This is a genomic window from Streptomyces sp. NPDC002787 (genome assembly GCF_053592095.1).
The window spans coordinates 25,954-39,510 of sequence record NZ_JBSFVC010000001.1; the positions used below are offsets into that span (position 1 = coordinate 25,954).

Annotated in this window: 14 protein-coding genes; 6 read left to right on the forward strand and 8 right to left on the reverse strand. The window is 72.4% G+C overall.

Annotated elements, in window-relative coordinates; genetic code table 11:
- Positions 1-23: 23 nt before the first annotated feature.
- The 5 genes from ACWD26_RS00130 to ACWD26_RS00150 all read right to left on the reverse strand — a co-directional run bounded on the left by ACWD26_RS00130 (position 24) and on the right by ACWD26_RS00150 (position 4,816).
- Positions 24-263 (reverse strand): DUF6213 family protein, encoded by a 240-nt coding sequence (locus tag ACWD26_RS00130; RefSeq protein WP_451264521.1) that lies wholly within the window; start codon positions 261-263, stop codon positions 24-26.
- A gap of 25 nt (positions 264-288) precedes the next feature.
- Complete coding sequence (locus tag ACWD26_RS00135) at positions 289-1,674, reverse strand: NADP-dependent succinic semialdehyde dehydrogenase (protein WP_451264523.1); 1,386 nt, start codon at positions 1,672-1,674, stop codon at positions 289-291.
- Positions 1,675-1,738: 64 nt separating this feature from the next.
- Entirely contained in the window at positions 1,739-2,206 is a 468-nt protein-coding gene (locus tag ACWD26_RS00140; RefSeq protein WP_451264525.1) for an NUDIX domain-containing protein, read from the reverse strand.
- Complete coding sequence (locus ACWD26_RS00145; protein ID WP_451264527.1) at positions 2,203-3,741, reverse strand: ATP-dependent DNA ligase; 1,539 nt, start codon at positions 3,739-3,741, stop codon at positions 2,203-2,205. The genes ACWD26_RS00140 and ACWD26_RS00145 overlap by 4 nt, the downstream gene beginning before the upstream one ends.
- Positions 3,742-3,886: 145 nt before the next feature.
- The gene (locus tag ACWD26_RS00150; protein ID WP_451264529.1) at positions 3,887-4,816 is read right to left on the reverse strand and encodes an NAD(P)/FAD-dependent oxidoreductase; all 930 of its coding nucleotides are present in this window, start codon (positions 4,814-4,816) and stop codon (positions 3,887-3,889) included.
- Positions 4,817-4,894: 78 nt separating this feature from the next.
- On the opposite strand from ACWD26_RS00150, the gene ACWD26_RS00155 reads away from it, so the two are divergent.
- The 6 genes from ACWD26_RS00155 to ACWD26_RS00180 all read left to right on the forward strand — a co-directional run bounded on the left by ACWD26_RS00155 (position 4,895) and on the right by ACWD26_RS00180 (position 10,252).
- Positions 4,895-5,512, forward strand: a complete 618-nt coding sequence (locus tag ACWD26_RS00155) for a helix-turn-helix domain-containing protein (RefSeq protein WP_451264531.1) — start codon at positions 4,895-4,897, stop codon at positions 5,510-5,512.
- A 117-nt stretch (positions 5,513-5,629) separates the two neighbouring features.
- Entirely contained in the window at positions 5,630-6,607 is a 978-nt protein-coding gene (locus tag ACWD26_RS00160; protein ID WP_451264533.1) for an NADPH:quinone oxidoreductase family protein, read from the forward strand.
- The gene (locus tag ACWD26_RS00165) at positions 6,604-7,788 is read left to right on the forward strand and encodes an acyl-CoA dehydrogenase family protein (protein ID WP_451264535.1); all 1,185 of its coding nucleotides are present in this window, start codon (positions 6,604-6,606) and stop codon (positions 7,786-7,788) included. The genes ACWD26_RS00160 and ACWD26_RS00165 overlap by 4 nt, the downstream gene beginning before the upstream one ends.
- Complete coding sequence (locus ACWD26_RS00170) at positions 7,785-8,861, forward strand: acyl-CoA dehydrogenase family protein (RefSeq protein ID WP_451264537.1); 1,077 nt, start codon at positions 7,785-7,787, stop codon at positions 8,859-8,861. Before ACWD26_RS00165 ends, ACWD26_RS00170 begins: the two co-directional genes overlap by 4 nt.
- Before the next feature lie 185 nt (positions 8,862-9,046).
- A complete protein-coding gene (locus ACWD26_RS00175) occupies positions 9,047-9,916 on the forward strand; it encodes a phosphatidylinositol-specific phospholipase C/glycerophosphodiester phosphodiesterase family protein (RefSeq protein ID WP_451264539.1) in 870 nt (289 codons plus the stop codon).
- A gap of 141 nt (positions 9,917-10,057) precedes the next feature.
- Positions 10,058-10,252, forward strand: coding sequence for a hypothetical protein (locus ACWD26_RS00180; protein ID WP_451264541.1), 195 nt, complete (start codon positions 10,058-10,060; stop codon positions 10,250-10,252).
- Between the two features lie 33 nt (positions 10,253-10,285).
- Here ACWD26_RS00180 and ACWD26_RS00185 read toward each other — a convergent pair whose 3' ends face one another.
- The 3 genes from ACWD26_RS00185 to ACWD26_RS00195 all read right to left on the reverse strand — a co-directional run bounded on the left by ACWD26_RS00185 (position 10,286) and on the right by ACWD26_RS00195 (position 13,482).
- Positions 10,286-11,458 (reverse strand): phosphodiester glycosidase family protein, encoded by a 1,173-nt coding sequence (locus ACWD26_RS00185; RefSeq protein WP_451265237.1) that lies wholly within the window; start codon positions 11,456-11,458, stop codon positions 10,286-10,288.
- Positions 11,459-11,572: 114 nt separating this feature from the next.
- On the reverse strand, positions 11,573-11,947 hold the full coding sequence (locus ACWD26_RS00190; protein ID WP_451264543.1) for a DUF779 domain-containing protein: 375 nt from the start codon (positions 11,945-11,947) through the stop codon (positions 11,573-11,575).
- 47 nt (positions 11,948-11,994) lie between these two features.
- Positions 11,995-13,482, reverse strand: a complete 1,488-nt coding sequence (locus ACWD26_RS00195) for an alginate lyase family protein (protein WP_451264545.1) — start codon at positions 13,480-13,482, stop codon at positions 11,995-11,997.
- Positions 13,483-13,557 lie beyond the last annotated feature (75 nt).

Here is a 13,557-nt window from a genome sequence, read left to right on the forward strand (position 1 = left end):
CTACGGCGGACAGGCGAACCACCCTAGCCGGAGGCGGCCCCGCTGCTGTGCGCGATGCACGCCACGTCGATGCGGTCGGCCAGCTTCGCGAGTTCGATCGTCAACGCCGCGACCGTGTCCTCGTCCAGCCCTTCCTCACCCGCCTCCACCAGGTGCAGCCACCGTCCGCCCACCGTCCGCAGCAGCTTGCTCACATCGGCCGCAGACACCTGCAAGGTCCCGCGGTCGTCGACGATCAGAGGCAGAGTCACTTCGCGGTTCACAACGGGGATGGTAGTCGCGTAATGCTCACGCCCCGTGCCATACGGTGGTGATGTTGCAGAACTCCCGGATTCCGTGTCCGGACAGCTCGCGCCCGTATCCGGACCGCTTGACCCCGCCGAACGGGAACGCCGGGTGGGAGGCGGTCATCCCGTTGACGTAGACCGCGCCGGCGTCGAGGTCCCGGACGAAGCGGTCGACCTCGGCGGTGTCCCGCGTCCACACGTTCGAGCTGAGCCCGAAGGGCGTGTCGTTGGCGATCGCGATCGCTTCGTCGACGTCGGCGACCCGGTACAGCGTGGCGACCGGCCCGAACGCCTCCTCGCGGTGGATGCGCATCTCGGGGGTGATGTCGGCGAGGACGGTCGGCGGGTAGTACCAGCCGGCCCCGTCGGGGCGCTCGGCGCCGCACAGGACCGTGGCGCCGCTTTCCACGGCCTCGTCGACCAGCTCCTCCAGATCCTCACGGCCCCGCTCGCTGGAGAGCGGCCCGACGTCGGTGTCCTCGTCCAGCGGGTCGCCGACCTTCAGTGCCTTCATGCCCTCGACGAAGCGTTCGGCGAAGGCGTCGTACACGTCGGCGTGCACGATGAACCGCTTCGCGGCGATGCACGACTGCCCCGTGTTCTGCGCCCGGGCCGTCACGGCGATCTCCGCCGCCTTCTCGATGTCGGCCGACGGCAGGACGACGTAGGGGTCACTGCCGCCGAGCTCCAGCACCGTCTTCTTGACCTCGTCCCCGGCGACCGAGGCGACGGCCCGGCCCGCCGGTTCGCTGCCGGTGAGGGTGGCGGCCCTGACGCGCGGGTCGCGCAGGATGTCCTCGATCGCGCCGGAGCCGACGAGCAGGGTCTGGAAGCAGCCCTCGGGGAAGCCCGCCCGGCGGAAGAGGTCCTCCAGGTAGAGCGCGGTCTGAGGGACGTTCGAGGCGTGCTTGAGCAGGCCCACGTTGCCGGCCATCAGGGCGGGCGCGGCGAAGCGGATCACCTGCCAGAGCGGGAAGTTCCACGGCATCACGGCGAGCACGGGGCCGAGCGGGCGGTAGCGGACCAGGACGCGGGAGGCGCCCGAGTCCTTCACGTCCGCGTCGGAGGGCTCCACGTCGGTGAGCAGCACCTCCGCGTGGTCGGCGTACCAGCGCATCGCCTTCGCGCACTTGGCGGCCTCCGCGCGGGCCTGCTTGACCGGCTTGCCCATCTCGGTCGTCATCACCCGCGCCACGTCCTGCGCGTCCTCGTCGAGGAGATCGGCGGCCCGGTGCAGCAGACGGGCACGCTCCGCGAAGGACGTGGTCCGGTAGGTGCGGAACGTGGTGTCGGCGGTGGCGAGGCGGCGCTCGATCTCCTCCTCGCCCAGGGCGTCGTACGTCTTGATCGTCTCGCCGTTCGCCGGGTTGACCGTGGCGATGGGCATGCTGGCCTCCTGCGTGGGCTGTCCTTCGACCTTCCCGCGCGGCGGCGCACGCCGCAACGCGGACTCAGTGCGAGTGCTCCAGGAGACGGTCGAGAAACTCCGCCTGTGCCGGGACGATCACGGCCCGGGCCCGTTCGACGGTGAGCCACTCCACCCGGTCCAGCTCCGGGAACTCCTGAATCCGCCCCGACCTCGGCGGCCACTCCATCCGGAAGGTCCCCGGCACCACGGTGGCCGGGTCGAGATCCGCCTCGATGGCCCAGGCCGTGACGAGCTTGCCGTTCGACTGCCGCACCTCACCCAGCGGCACGGCCTCCCCGTCGGGCGGCGCCAGCCCCAGCTCCTCCTGGAACTCCCGGCGGGCCGCCTCCCAGGCCGGCTCGTCCGGCTCGTACTCGCCCTTCGGCACGCTCCAGGCCCCCGCGTCCTTGTGCGCGAAGTACGGGCCGCCCATATGGCCGAGCAGGACCTCGACGCCGTGCTCGGTGCGGCGGTGGAGCAGCAGACCGGCACTGCGCCTGGGTGTGGTCAACGTGTCACCTCGGGGTGTGCGGCGAGCAGGGTCTCGACCGTATCGGCTTCCGCGGGGGTCTTGTCCTCGCGATAGCGGATCACGCGGGCGAAACGCAGGGTGACACCGGCCGGGTAGCGGGTGGAGCGCTGGAGGCCGTCGTACGCGATCTCGACGACGAGTTCGGGGCGTACGGTCACGCCCCAGCCGTGCTCCGCCACGGCCAGCTCCGCCAGCCGTTCGGTCTGCCAGGTCAGCAGGGCGTCGGTCATGCCCTTGAAGGTCTTGCCGAGCATGGCGAAGGAGCCGTCGGCGGTGCGGGCGCCGAGGTGGAGGTTGGAGAGCTTGCCCGTGCGGCGGCCGTGGCCCCACTCGGCGGCCAGGACCACCAGGTCGAGGGTGTGGACGGGCTTGACCTTCAGCCAGGACGCCCCTCGCCGGCCCGCGCTGTAGGGGGCGTCGAGGGCCTTCAGCACGACCCCTTCGTGGCCGCGTTCCAGGGTGTCCGCGAGGAAGCGCTCCGCCTCGGCGAGGTCGCCGGGGCCGTTCACCAGGGTGCGCCGGACCCGCATCGGCTCGGGTACGAGCCGGGCCAGTACGGCGTGGCGGTCGGTGAAGGGCAGGTCGAGGAGGTCCTGGCCGTCCACGGAGAGCGCGTCGAAGAAGACCGGGGAGACGGGCACCTGCTCGGCCGCCGTCGCCACATCCACCCGCGAGCCGACCCGCCCGGCCGTCTCCTGGAAGGAACGGGGCCGCCCGCTCTCGTCGAACGCGATCACCTCCCCGTCGAGGATGAACCGCTCGCCCCTCAACTCCCTTGCAGCGGAGGTCAGTTCGGGCAGCCGGTCGGTGATGTCGTCCAGGGTGCGGGTGTACAGCCGTACGTCGTCGCCGACGCGGTGGACCTGGACGCGGATGCCGTCCAGCTTCTCCTCCACCGCGCACGCGCCCAGCTTCGCCACGGCCTCCGCGACGGAGGACGCGCTGTGCGCCAGCATCGGCAGGACCGGCTGCCCGACGGTGAGCCGGAACCCTTCCAGGGCCGACGGCCCCTCCGCCAGCAGTGCCTGGGCCACGGTCTGCAGCGAACCGGCGAGCATCACCGCCCGGCGTACGTAGGCGGCGGGCGCGCCGGTGGCCCCGGCCAGCCCCTCCACGGCCAACGCGTCCAGCGCGCCCTGCCGGACCTCGCCGGTGAGCAGCCCGAACAGGTACCGCTGCTCGTCCTCGGTGGCCGCGGCCAGCAATTCACCGACCAGGCGCGTGCGTTCGGCTTGTGAGCCGGGGCCGGTGGTGTGGCCGATCGCCGTCAGGCGGGCGTCGACCTCGTGGACGGTGAGGGTGGGGTCGGTGGCCGGTGGGATCCGCTGGTTCAGGAGCTTCCAGCCGATGCCGAGCCGGCCCTGTGGCAGCCGGCCCGCGAGGTACGGGATGACGATCGGTACGTCCGCCGCCTCGGCGTCCCGGAAGAGCTCGGCGAGCAGGGTGGTCTTGCGGGACCGTGCCGAGGTGGCGGCGATCTCTTGCGACACGCGGGCGAGCCGGGCGAAGAGCATGGGGCCATGGTCCTACGGAGTTCAGCCGGGCGCCCAATTGGGGTGGGGCGCGGGTGCGTCGTGACTGGTCGCACCTACGCGGCGGCAGCCGCATATTCAGCACAGCCCCGCGCCCCTTCGGGCGATGGCCCTTCGGGCCGATCGATCATCCCGCGTCCAGGTCCGTCATCAGCAGCTCCCCGTTGATCGTGGCCCCTGCCCGGTAGCCGGAGGAGGCCGCGTTGATCACCTGTTCGGAGAAGGCCATCGCGTTGCCGACCGCCCAGACGCCGGGGACGGTGGTCAGGCCGGTCGGGTCGACCACCGGGTAGGTCCCGAAGGGGGTCTCGTTCATTTCGGCGCCCAGCTTCTCCAGCAGGCCGGTCCGGGGGATCGGGCGGGGGGCCGTGAAGAGCACCGAGCGGTCGTGTGCCGTGCCGTCGGTGAGTCGGACGCCGGTGAGGCGGTCCTCCTCGACGATCAGGCCCGCCACCTCTCCCGGCACCACCCGGACCCCGGCGGCGGCGAGACGGCGCAGGTCGTCGTCGGAGAGGTCGGTCTCGGCGACGGTGTGCAGGAACATGGTCACGTCCTTGGACCACTGGGAGACCATCAGCGCCTGGTGCACGCTCCTCGGGGTCGTGGCGAGCACGCCGAACGGCTCGTCCCGGACCTCCCAGCCGTGGCAGTACGGGCAGTGCAGCACGTCCCGGCCGAAGCGCTCGGCGACGCCGGGCACGGCCGGCAGCTCGTCCTTCAGGCCGGTGGCGACGACCAGGCGTCGGGCGCGCACGGGTCGGCCGTCCGCGAGGGTCACCGTGAAGCTCCGCCCGTCCTCGTCCCGGGTGACGTCCGCCGCCCGGTCCCGGACCAGCTCGACGCCGTAGCGGGCGATCTCCTCCCGGCCGACGGCCAGGAACTCCGCCGGCGGCATCCCGTCACGGGACAGAAAGCCCTGCATGTGGGCGGCGGGCGCGTTGCGGGGCTCGCCGGCGTCGACGACCAGGGTGTGGCGCCGGGCCCGGCCGAGGACCAGGGCCGCAGAGAGCCCCGCCGCGCCGCCGCCGATGACGATCACTTCGTACTGCTCGGTCATGGTGACCACCTCCGGGACGACCGTCGCCCGAGCACCGCAGCATTGACAAATGTCTTTGCCGAAACTGCAATACAAGGCATGAGCGAGATGAACGAGATCAGTGGGGCGGGGGAGGGGCCCGCCCGGACGGACGAGGTTCTCGCCGGTGTCGGACCCCGGCTGCGGCGGATCCGGAGGGAGCGGGGGGCCACGCTCGCCGGGCTGTCGGAGGCGACCGGGATCTCGGTGAGCACGCTCTCGCGGCTGGAGTCGGGGCTGCGCAAGCCCAGCCTGGAGCTGCTGCTGCCGATCGCGCGGGCCCATCAGGTGCCGTTGGACGAGCTGATCGGGGAGCCGCCGGTCGGCGACCCGAGAATCCGGTCGAAGCCGATCGTGCGGCACGGGCGGACGTACTGGCCGCTCACCCGGCAGCCGGGGGGTCTCCAGGCGTTCAAGGTGCGGGTCGAACCCCAGGGGCAGCAGGAGCCGGAGCCGCGCACCCACGAGGGCTACGAGTGGCTGTATGTGATGTCCGGGAAACTCCGGGTGGTGCTCGGCGAACACGATCTGGTGATGGTCGCCGGGGAGGCCGCCGAGTTCGACACCCGGGTCCCGCACTGGTTCGGGTCGGCGGGGGAGGGGCCGGTGGAGTTCCTCAGCCTGTTCGGGCCCCAGGGGGAGCGGATGCACGTGCGGGCCAAGCCCACCCGTTCGTGACGCACGCTACCGGGCGCGGACTGTTCCCCGAAGGGCAAGCGACCGCTTAGTATGCGTACGACAGTCGAGTCGACCCGGTCAGACGACGAAGTCCGAAGAAGTCCGTGGAGGCACCGCATGCAGGCATGGCAAGTGCACGAGAACGGCGAGCCGAGCGAGGTGATGCGGCTCCAGGACGTGGAGCGGCCCACGCCCGGTGACGGCCAGGTCCTGCTGAAGGTGCGCGCCGCGAACATCAACTTCCCGGACGCGCTGATGTGCCGGGGGCACTACCAGGTCAGGCCGCCGCTGCCCTTCACCCCGGGCGTGGAGATCTGCGGCGAGACCGAGGACGGCCGCCGGGTCATCGCCAACCCCGCCCTGCCGTACGGCGGACTCGCCGAGTACGCGGTCGCCGACGCCGCCGCGCTGCTGCCCGCGCCGGACGCGCTGGACGACGCCGAGGCCTCGGCCCTGCACATCGGCTACCAGACGGGCTGGTTCGGCCTCCACCGCCGGGCCCGCCTCGAAGCGGGGGAGACCCTGCTCGTCCACGCTGCCGCCGGAGGGGTCGGCAGCGCGGCGGTGCAGCTCGGCAAGGCCGCCGGAGCCACGGTCATCGGCGTCGTCGGCGGCGCCGACAAGGCCGCCGTGGCCCGGGAACTGGGCTGTGACGTGGTCGTCGACCGGCGGAGCGAGGACGTCGTCTCCGCCGTGAAGGAAGCCACCTCAGGCCGGGGCGCGGACGTGATCTACGACCCCGTGGGCGGCGAGGCCTACACGCAGTCGACCAAGGTCGTCGCCTTCGAAGGGCGCATCGTGGTCGTCGGCTTCGCCAGCGGGACGATCCCCAGCCCCGGCCTCAACCACGCCCTCGTCAAGAACTACTCGATCCTCGGCCTGCACTGGGGCCTGTACAACACCAAGAACCCGAAGCTGGTCCAGCACTGCCACGAGCAGCTCACCGAACTGGCGGCCCGGGGCGTCGTCAGGCCGCTGGTGAGCGAGCGCGCGCCGCTCGACCGCGCCGCGGCCGCCGTGCAGCGCGTCGCGGACGGCGTCACCACGGGCCGTGTCGTCGTGGTGCCCTCGCTGGAGAACGGAGCCGCCGCATGACCGACGCAGCCGAACTCCGGCGCCGCGCGGCCGAGTTGCTGGCCGCGTACCCGCCCGCGACCACCGACCGCCTGGACTTCCTGCGCGCCCGCTTCGACGCGGGGCTCGCCTGGGTGCACTACCCCGAAGGCCTCGGCGGCCTCGGCGCCCCGCGCTCCCTCCAGGCGGTGGTGGACACGGACCTGGAGGCGGAGGGAGCCCCCGACAACGACCCGCGCCGCATCGGCATCGGCCTCGGCATGGCCGCGCCGACGATCCTCGCCTACGGCACGGAGGAGCAGAAGCGCCGGTATCTGCGGCCGCTGTGGACCGGCGAGGAGGTCTGGTGCCAGCTCTTCAGCGAGCCCGGCGCCGGATCGGACCTCGCCGCGCTCGGTACGCGGGCCGTCCGCGAGGGCGACGGCGACTGGGTCGTCAACGGGCAGAAGGTGTGGACGTCCAGCGCGCACATCGCCCGCTGGGCCATCCTCATAGCCCGCACCGACCCGGACGTGCCCAAGCACCGGGGCATCACGTACTTCATCTGCGACATGACCGACCCGGGCGTCGAGGTCCGGCCGCTGCGCCAGGTCACCGGCGAGGCCGAGTTCAACGAGGTGTTCATCACCGACGTCCGCATCCCGGACTCGCGCCGCCTCGGCGAGGTCGGCGACGGCTGGAAGGTCGCGCAGACCACGCTCAACAACGAACGCGTCGCCATCGGCGGTATGCGGCTGCCCCGCGAGGGCGGCATGATCGGCCCGGTCTCCAGGACCTGGCGCGAACGCCCCGAACTGCGCACCCACGACCTCCACCAGCGGCTGCTGAAGCTGTGGGTCGAGGCCGAGGCCGCCCGGCTCACGGCCGAGCGGCTGCGCCAGCAGCTCGTCGCCGGACAGCCCGGCCCCGAGGGCGCCGGCATGAAGCTCGCCTTCGCCCGCCTCAACCAGGAGATCAGTGGCCTGGAGGTCGAACTCCGGGGCGAAGAAGGCCTGTTGTACGACGACTGGACCATGCGGCGCCCGGAACTGGTCGACTTCACCGGCCGCGACGCCGGCTACCGCTACCTCCGCTCCAAGGGCAACAGCATCGAGGGCGGGACCACCGAGATCCTGCTGAACATCGTCGCCGAGCGCGTCCTGGGCCTGCCCGGCGAACCGCGCACCGACAAGGACGTCGCGTGGAAGGACCTCGCCCGATGACGGATCTTCTCTACTCCGAAGAGGAAGAGGCACTGCGGTCGGCGGTACGGGACCTGCTCGCCGACCACTGCGACGCGGCCGGCGTGATCGCGCGCGTCGAGTCGGACGACCCGCACGACCGCGAGGCCTGGAAGGCGCTCACCGACGGCATGGGCCTCGCCGGACTCCTCGTGCCCGAGGACCGGGGCGGCCAGGGCGCCACGCACCGTGAGGCCGCCGTCGTCCTGGAGGAGCTGGGGCGCGCGGTCGCCCCAGTGCCGTACCTCACGAGCGCCGTCGTCGCCACCGAGGCCCTGCTCGCCTGTACCGCCGACGACCTGCTGGCCGAGTTGGCGTCCGGCCGGAAGATCGGCGCCCTCACGGTCGCGCTCAACCTGTCGGCCGGCAGCGCCTACCACGTCGTACGGTTCGAGGACGGCGCCCTGCACGGGGAGTTGACCGGCATCGCGGACGCGGCCGTCGCCGACGTGCTGCTGGTGCCCGCCGACGACGGCGGCCTCTACGCGGTCGACGCCTCGGCCGCGACCGTCACCCCACAGGTGTCGCTGGACCTGACCCGGCCGCTGGCGAAGGTGACGCTCGACGGGGCGCCGGGCCGCCTCCTCGGCGACGCCGAACCGGCCGTACGCCGTGCCCTGCGCGCCGGGGCCGGGCTGCTGGCCTCCGAGCAACTCGGGCTTGCGGAGTGGACGTTGACCGAGACCGTCCGCTACCTCAAGGAGCGCAAGCAGTTCAACCGGCCCGTCGGCGGCTTCCAGGCGCTCAAGCACCGGCTCGCGCAGCTGTGGCTGGAGGTCGTCAACCTGCGGGCCGCCGCCCGGAACGCGGCCGACGCGCTCGCCACCGGCAGCGAGGACGCCGACCTGGCGGTGGCCGTCGCCCAGGCGTTCGCGGCGCCCGTCGCCGTGCACACGGCCGAGGAGGCGCTGCAACTGCACGGCGGGATCGGCATGACCTGGGAACACCCCGTCCACCTGTATCTGAAGCGGGCGAAGGCCGACTCCATCGCGTACGGCACCGCGGGCGCCCACCGGGCGGCCCTGGCCGAACTGGTCGACCTCCAGGCCCCCTGACGTACACCCGGAGAAGAGCAGGCGAAGCCCGCCCCACCTGGGGTGGGCTTTCCCCTGTGCGCGCGGTGATCCAGGTGAACGAACGACGGCGGTCCGGCCAACTCCCCGCAGGGCACTGCTCATCGGCCCCTTCCGGCTCGCATACTCGCTTCCGTCCGTAACCGGCCCCACCCGGGAGGCAGAGCATGGCCCTCACCACCCGTCGCAGAGCCCTCACCGCCCTCGGCGCCGCCCTCGCGGGCTCGGTCGCCCTGCCCGCCACGAACGCGCTGGCCGACGAGCGAAAGCACCGCCCACGTCCGCTGTGGCGCGCCCACGCGCACAACGACTACGAGCACCCGCGCCCCCTCCGCGACGCCCTGGACCACCGCTTCGGCAGCGTCGAGGCCGACATCTTCCTCGTCGGCGACCAGCTCCTCGTCGCCCACGACGCCGCCGACCTCGACCCCACCCGCACCCTGGAATCCCTCTACCTGGACCCGCTCGCCGCCCGCGTCCGCGCCCACCACGGCTCGGTCCACCGGGGGCACCGCAGGCCCTTGCAGCTTCTGATCGACATCAAGACCGAGGGCGCGTCGACGTATCTCGAACTCGACCGCCATCTGCGGCGCCACCGGCACCTGTTCACGACCTACGCGCACGGCCGGGTGTACCCGGGCGCGGTCACGGCCGTGATCTCCGGGGACCGGGCCGCCCGGGTGCCCATGGAGGCGCAGACCGTGCGGCGGGCCTTCTACGACGGGCGGCTGGCCGACCTCGTCAGCGCGACGCCCGCGCCCGCCTCGCTCATCCCGCTGATCTCCGACAACTGGTCGCTCAACTTCACCTGGCGGGGCGTCGGCCCATTCCCGGACACCGAGCGCGCCAAGCTGCGCCAGATCGTCTCGACGGCTCATGGGCGCGGGCAGAAGGTGCGGTTCTGGGCCACACCGGACCTGGCGGGCCCGGCGAGGGACGCGCTGTGGGGCGAGTTGGTCGCGGCCGACGTGGACTACCTCAACACGGACGACCTCGCGGGGCTCGAAGCGTTCCTGGACGCACACCGGTCTGCGTAGAGCGGCGCGGCCACGACACGTTCGACACGACACGTTCGACACCACACGTTCGGCGGACACGTCAGCCGCACGGCCGAACCCTCCGCTACGCCACACTTGCGGCCGAATGCCGCGAAGTGGGCGTGGCGGAGGAGGTTGACGGTGGCCATTTCCATCTCTGTGGTGCTGCTGCTGGCGATTCTGGCGGTCATCTTCGTGCGGAACGGAGCGCTGAAGGTCTCGCACGCGGCGGTCTGTGTGCTGCTGGGTTTCTCCATGGCCGGCACGAGTTTGGCGCCCACCATCCACGACGGCCTGACGGCCACGGCGGACATCGTCAGCAGCCTGAAGCCGTGACGCCGGGCGCGTGGACGGGGGACCCCGCGGGACTCACGGTTTCGTGAACACGCCGATGCCGTTCGGCACGGCCCGCTCCGTGCCGTCGCTCGGATGGTTCCGTACGGTCACGGCGGTCGCACCGGGCGCGCGGGCGACCAACGTGGAGGAGCCGCCGCCGTCCAGGCTGAAGGCGTCGACGGAGCCCAACCCCCGCATGGTGTCGGCGACCTCGGCGATGGTGAGCCCCGTGCGGTACGCGGCGGCGCCGTCCAGGGCGAGCAGCAGCAGACGGTGACCGTCGTCCGCGATGCCGGCGGCCGTGCGCACCGCCGAGGTGGTGGCGTCGAGACCTGGCAGCGGGCGGCCGCCCCGGAGGACCGGGTAGCCCCCGACCGCGAAGGCGTAGGGGGACCTGGACGTCGAGGCGACGAGGCGGTGCCGTACCTCGACCGCGTCACCCGGGGAGAGTTCGCGCAGCCACTGGGCGCCCGCCTCGCGGCCGACGAGGACGGTGGTGCCGGGGTCGACGGGGGCGCTGCCAGGGGTGCCGGCCGTGCGGACCACGCGGCCGTCCGCGACCAGGACCTCGTGGGTGTCGGTGCTGCACGGCGCCGCCCGGTCGGTGTCCGTGCCGCAGACCGCCCGCAGCCGGGACATCTCGCCCCAGTCCGAGGTGAACGCCCCGACGGAACCGACCGGCAGGGCGTACTGGTTGAGGCCGCCGAGCGGGCGGTCGCCCTCGGCGGTGGTGACGGAACCGTCGAGGGCGATGCTGTCCAGGCGGGCCGTACCGTCGGCCGTCACACCGAGCACGTCCTTGGTGCTGGTGCCCGGCGGCAGGGCCGGGCCGAAGCGCTGGCCGTTCGGCACGGCCGCCTTGAGCGCGTGCCCCTGGGCGATCGCCGGACCGACCGAGGCGCCCGTGGCCGCGACACCGGGATGCTGGGTCTCGGTGATGTTGAAGAAGTCGCCGTTGACCCCGGCCACGGCACCGGCGGAGGTGGCCAGTCGGGACACGGTCGCCCGCGCCGCCACCTTGCCGGGGTACAGGAGTCCGACGTCCACCTGACCGCGGCGCAGATCGACGCTCAGCACATGGGCGTGCGCCACCCCTCGGGCCGCCCGGATGTCGAACTCGGTGTACTCGACGCCCGGCGCGACGACGACGGCCCTGGACGCGCCACTGGCCGGTGCCGCCCCCACGAGGGCCGCGCCGGCCAGCACACTCCACACCGCGAGAACCGTCGGTACCGTTCTGAACCGTCCACCACGACGCGGCACGATGCCCCCTGATGTCTCGTCAACTGTCCCAGGACTCAGGGGAAGTGCACCAGACGACTACCGGCCGGGCGGCGGCTCGGTGTCGACGACGCGGGAACGGATGAGAAAACGCACTCCTTCGGGTGCCTCCAGTGAGAAACCGCTGCCCCGGCCCGGTACGACGTCGACGATCAACCGGGTGTGGCTCCACACCTCGTACTGCTTGCGGGACATCCAGAACCCGACCGACTCCTCGACCCCGTCGACGCTCAGCTCCGCGAGGAGGACGTCCGAGTCTCCCGTACGGAACTCGCCGTCCGGGTAGCACATGGGGGCGCTGCCGTCGCAGCAGCCGCCCGACTGGTGGAACATCAACGGGCCGTGGGCCGCCCGCAGCCGCCGTACGAGATCGGCGGCGGCGGGCGTCAGCTCTACACGCGGGACCACATCCATGTCCGCAGTGAACGCCTCGTCGGGTTGCGAGGACGTTGCGTGGCCCGTCAGCTCTCCGACGGGCCGCCCGAGCGGTTGCGGCGGCGCAGCAGGAGCAGGCCGCCCGCGAGGGCCGCGACGCCGCCCGCGGCGGTCCAGGCCGGGAAGTCGGAGGTGCCGGTCGCGGCCAGGTCCTCGCCCCGTCCGCCCTGGGCGCTCGCGGAGGCCGAGGGGGAAGCCGCGGAGGTGCCCTTCTTCGAGGTGGCGTCGGACTCCGAGCCGGACGCCGCGGCCTTCGCCGACGGCGCCGCGCCCGCCTCGGCGGCGGTCGCCCTGTCCCGGGTGAACGCCAGGGTGCCGAAGCCCAGTTGGTCGTAGCCGCCGCTGTTGGGGCCGTAGTCGCCGCCACCGCCCTCGGGGGCCGCCTTGGCCGCGATCCGGGTCAGGTACGAGGCGTCGAGGCCCCGGCGTTTGGTGTAGTGGTTGGCGATCATGGCCCAGATGGGGCGGGTCATGTTCGGGTCGACGCCGGCGGCCCGGGACGCCGTCTCCCGGCCGGACCAGCCGTTGATCGCGCCCTTCGCGCGGGTGTTCTCGGTGTAGGCGACCTGGCCGCCCAGGCTCCACTTGGCCACGTACTGGGCGCCCTTGAGGAAGCGGTTGTCGTCGTAGCCGTACAGATCGACGCCCTGGTTCCAGGCCATCTCGCAGAAGGTGCCCATCAGGCCGACACCCAGCAGGGCGTGGCCCTGGTCGCGGCCCGCCTCCAGCCACTCGGCGAGGCCGTCGTCGTGGACGACGGGGATGGCCTTCTTGACGGCGCCGAGGCCCTCGCCGTTCTTGAAGTAGTCGACCGCGCGGGCGACTTGTGCCTTGTCGTCGCAGAAGATGCCGGTGGCGAGGACGCAGGCCATGTTGGCGAGGTCCCAGTTGGGCCAGTAGTTCGTGACGACGGCGCCGTTGTGTCTGACCAGGAAGTCGTCGCTGACCCGGGCGAAGACGCCGCTCAGCATCTCCTGGAAGCGGTCGAGAGCGAAGTCCGGGTGGTCGCGGACGAGTTCGGCGGCGTTGGCGAACTGGTAGCCGTACAGCCCGGCGGCCAGGAAGCGGTCGGCGTTGCCCGCCAGCGAAGTGAGATTCGCCGACCAGGCGTTGAGGATCGCGACAGCCGTGTCGGCGTACGCGGACTCGCCGGAGACGTGGTGACGGAGGCCGTTCTGGTAGGCGGCGTGGACGTCGTTGTAGAGGGTCACGTAGTTCTGGCCGGTGCCTCCACGGGTCACGGTCGCCTGTGGGTTTGCCTGCCAGCCGCTCTGCGCGTGCCGGTTGGCGGTGAGCTTCGCGAAGCCCGCCGTGTAGGGCTCGGCGCTCGCCTTCACCTTGGCCGCCATACGGGCCAGGTCCGCCTGAGTGTGGAGCAGACCGGGGTGCGCGTAGGCGCCGCCCGCCGCCGCGGCCGGCGTCGCCGCCGTGCCCGTGCCGATTCCCAGGCCCGCCGCGCCCGCGGCGATACCGGCGATCCTCAGGGTGCTCCGGCGGCTGATCTGTGTTGTCACGTGGGGGTCCTCGGGTCTCGGGTACGTCTGCCTGCGAGAGGAGACGCACCGGCCCCCGGGAGATAACAGAAAGGG

What these genes read in the sequence shown, in the direction of transcription:
- ACWD26_RS00155 (WP_451264531.1), top strand. Translation starts at nt 4,895, where the DNA reads ATGAGCGAGATGAACGAGATCAGTGGGGCGGGGGAGGGGCCCGCCCGG.
- ACWD26_RS00135 (WP_451264523.1), bottom strand. Translation starts at nt 1,674, where the DNA reads ATGCCCATCGCCACGGTCAACCCGGCGAACGGCGAGACGATCAAGACG.
- ACWD26_RS00150 (WP_451264529.1), bottom strand. Translation starts at nt 4,816, where the DNA reads ATGACCGAGCAGTACGAAGTGATCGTCATCGGCGGCGGCGCGGCGGGG.
- ACWD26_RS00170 (WP_451264537.1), top strand. Translation starts at nt 7,785, where the DNA reads ATGACGGATCTTCTCTACTCCGAAGAGGAAGAGGCACTGCGGTCGGCG.
- ACWD26_RS00175 (WP_451264539.1), top strand. Translation starts at nt 9,047, where the DNA reads ATGGCCCTCACCACCCGTCGCAGAGCCCTCACCGCCCTCGGCGCCGCC.
- ACWD26_RS00145 (WP_451264527.1), bottom strand. Translation starts at nt 3,741, where the DNA reads ATGCTCTTCGCCCGGCTCGCCCGCGTGTCGCAAGAGATCGCCGCCACC.
- ACWD26_RS00190 (WP_451264543.1), bottom strand. Translation starts at nt 11,947, where the DNA reads ATGGATGTGGTCCCGCGTGTAGAGCTGACGCCCGCCGCCGCCGATCTC.
- ACWD26_RS00165 (WP_451264535.1), top strand. Translation starts at nt 6,604, where the DNA reads ATGACCGACGCAGCCGAACTCCGGCGCCGCGCGGCCGAGTTGCTGGCC.
- ACWD26_RS00160 (WP_451264533.1), top strand. Translation starts at nt 5,630, where the DNA reads ATGCAGGCATGGCAAGTGCACGAGAACGGCGAGCCGAGCGAGGTGATG.